This is a genomic window from Haloferax sp. KTX1, assembly GCF_902410085.1.
In the GTDB taxonomy this organism is placed as follows: Archaea; Halobacteriota; Halobacteria; order Halobacteriales; family Haloferacaceae; genus Haloferax; species Haloferax massiliensis.
Map to the genome: position 1 here is coordinate 1 of NZ_CABPRH010000123.1, position 477 is coordinate 477.

Here is a 477-nt window from a genome sequence, read left to right on the forward strand (position 1 = left end):
CCGTAGCCCGACGCGTCGATATCGAGCGGTGGCAGCGACTCAGTGCCGTCCGCGATGTGGGCGAGAATCGCCGCGCCGGTCGGCGTTACCAGTTCCCTATCGATGGGGCCGCCCTGCAGCGACCAGTCGGCCCGCTCGGCGATTTCGACTACCGCGGGAGTCGGGACCGGGTAGGTGCCGTGGCTCATCTCGACCGTGCCGCCGCCCGTCGCCAGCGGCGTCGTTACGACCCGCTCGACGTCAAGGTCATCCAGCAGGAGACAGGCACCGACGATGTCGGCGATGGCGTCGTCGGCCCCGACCTCGTGGAAGTGCGTCCCGTCGAGGTCCGTCCCGTGGACCGACGCCTCGGCCTCGCCAAGTATCTCGAAGATGGCCAGCGCGTCCGCCTTGACGGACTTCGAGAGGTCCATCTCCTCAACGAGTTCGACCACCTCGGCGTACGTTCGGCTCGGGCCGTGGCCCTCGGCGTGGGTG

Annotated in this window: 1 protein-coding gene; it reads right to left on the reverse strand. The window is 69.0% G+C overall.

Features of this window, described 5'->3' with window-relative positions; genetic code table 11:
* On the reverse strand, positions 1-477 hold a 477-nt coding region (locus tag FY251_RS21085), incomplete at both ends, for a LarC family nickel insertion protein (RefSeq protein WP_148416880.1).